The organism is Lutibacter sp. HS1-25, assembly GCF_004121075.1.
Classification (GTDB): Bacteria; Bacteroidota; Bacteroidia; order Flavobacteriales; family Flavobacteriaceae; genus Lutibacter.
On sequence record NZ_RHLN01000068.1, the window covers coordinates 1 to 2,692 of the forward strand.

General features: G+C 27.1%; 2 protein-coding genes. Both read right to left on the reverse strand.

Features of this window, described 5'->3' with window-relative positions; translation table 11 throughout:
• Positions 1-632: 632 nt before the first annotated feature.
• The gene (locus tag EC396_RS12200) at positions 633-977 is read right to left on the reverse strand and encodes a hypothetical protein (RefSeq protein ID WP_129366944.1); all 345 of its coding nucleotides are present in this window, start codon (positions 975-977) and stop codon (positions 633-635) included.
• Positions 978-1,437: 460 nt separating this feature from the next.
• Positions 1,438-1,710 (reverse strand): hypothetical protein, encoded by a 273-nt coding sequence (locus EC396_RS12205; RefSeq protein WP_129366945.1) that lies wholly within the window; start codon positions 1,708-1,710, stop codon positions 1,438-1,440.
• Positions 1,711-2,692 lie beyond the last annotated feature (982 nt).

A 2,692-nucleotide genomic window follows, 5' to 3' on the forward strand; every position in this document is an offset into this window, starting at 1 on the left:
CTGAATTTTCCTTAAATCATAAATATTCCAACAATCAAATTCCAATGCTCAAACTCGGCTGTAATTTTCAAATTCCGAGATTTCTCTTTTTAGCTGAATTTTCCTTAAATCATAAATATTCCAACAATCAAATTCCAATGCTCAAACTCGGCTGTAATTTTAAAATCCGAGATTTCTCTTTTTAGCTAGATTTTTCTGAAATCTTAAATATTCTAACATTCAAATTCCAACGCTCAAACTCCGATTAATTTTAAAATCCGAGATTTCTCTTTTTAGCTAGATTTTTCTGAAATCTTAAATATTCTAACATTCAAATTCCAACGCTCAAACTCCGATTAATTTTTAATCCGAAATTTGTCATTTTATTTTAAATATTTATAGAATTCGTTGCTCAATTCTATTTATTTCAATGAGCTTTTTTGTCAAATATTCAGACAAATAAATGATTTTGAATCAAATAACTCAAAATAAGGAATTCAGAGAGAATTCCGATGACATATTGCCTAACGGGCTTTTATAAGATTTGTGCGACTGGAAAATCGGAGATTTTTCGGACATAGCAAATCGTTTGTTGAATGTTTGTCAGTTCGTTATTTAGTTTAAATGTAAGCATAAATTTTATGAGTTGTTGGCTACAGTAATTTTTTTGGCCTTATTACAATCGTTGAATCTACTTTGATTGTTCTTTCAAGTTTGTAATCATAGTCCTCGTATTGATATTTAAGTTTTAAGATTCCATTTTCATTTGTCAATTTACTCTTTTCTAAATCAATTTTTTGGTTAATGTTAATTTCCTTAATCTTCTTTTCAAATATTATCAATTGTTTTTCGGTAATCAGATATGTGCAACAACCATCCAAAAAACCTTTATGTTTTTCATAAATTTTGAAATTTTTATTCTGGTACTCGGCAAAATCGGTTTGTACTGGATATAAAAATAAAGAAGCTATTATTCCAATTATTAATCCATCTGTCAACCAAGCAAAAATTAGAATAATCGGAGATAATACATAATATGAAAAGTAAATTCCAATAATCTTGAACGGTTTAACATTCGAAAAGAATAATATAATTCCTGTTATAATAATTAAAACTTTAATTGTAAATATAATATTCAAATTCAAGGTGAAATCGAATATCCATTTACTCGTAAAATTCAAGATAATTAAAGCTAAAAGGTAAAAATGTATTCTTGTTATAATCTTTTTCATCTTATTGTAGCCAACGAGTTTTTATATGATTTGTGCGACTGGAAAATCGGAGATTTTTCTGCCGTAGCAAATCGTTAGTTGAATGTTTGTCGTTTGTGTTAGTTCAAATGTAAGCATAAATTATATGAGGTGTTGCCCAATTTAGCTTTTAGTTAATTTGTTCTAATCATTCTAAAATTTATATTTTTCTTTAAATAGTTCTCAATTTACTTTTCATTGCGTTTTTTCAATTCTCTTTGTCAATATTTTCGTAAATTCTATATCCAATAACTCCACCAATGGATAATGATAAAATTAAATTTAAAATATTCGGCTCAGGATGTCCGTTACTTGCTGGTCCAGCACTATAGAAAAAACTCATTAATGAATTCATTTCGTGTGTGTGGTAATAACAAGCATCAGGAATTAATAAACTATAGATTAAAGTGAAACTAATCAAAACCACTACAATTCCACCAATTGAAATAAAAATCCACTTTGAAGTTTTACTTTTTCTCATTTAGTATTTTTTGTTATTAATAAATTCGTCTTTTTTCGATTAATTTTAGATTCTTAAATATTGTTTATTTTTTACGTTTCATTGAGCTTTTTTCGTTTCAACTTTTTCTCAGAAATTTCGCTTTTTTTAACCTCAGAATTATTCTCATTTATTAAATCTGAGTTTCCTCCGCTATTTTGGGCAACTTGTTATATACTTCTATTATATTGGTTTATCCGTATTGCTTTTTTGGGATAAACGTGGATTTTAGTTGTGCTATTCAAATATAAAAATAACATTGCAATAATGTTGAGGTTTTGAAATAAACTATTAAAGCTCTTTATTACCTGCACGAATGTTTGTGGTTTGTTGGGATTATCCTAATGGAAACGGATTTGTTGGGTGTTCGAATTATGAAAACTTTCGATATGTTTTGGGAACGGGCTTTTATAAGATTTGTGCGGTTTAAAAATACGATAATTTTCAGCCGTAGCAAATTGTTTATTTAATATTTTAAATTTTCTATTAGTTCGAATTATAGCATGAATTTTATGAGTTGTTGTGTAATGTGGTTTTGAGTTAGAATTAATCTATTCGACCTGAATTTTTACGTATAAAAACCTCATTTTGCATTATTCTTAAATTTGGAGATTTCTCATTTTAGCTGAATTTTCCTTAAATCTTAATTATTCTAATAATCAAACTCCAACGCTCAAACTCTGCCTTAATTTTAAACTCCGAGATTTCTCATTTTAGTTTATATTTTTCTAAAATCTTAAATATTCCAACGCTCAAACTCCGCCATTTTTTAAATCCGAAATTTGTCATTTTAGTTTAAAATTTTCAGAATTCTATTTATTCTTTTATTTCTGTGATTTCACTTTTTAATTTGGGTTTTGAATTTTCCTTAAATCTTAATTATTCTAATAATCAAACTCCAACGCTCAAACTCTGCCTTAATTTTAAACTCCGAGATTTCTCATTTTAGAAAAAATACCAAATA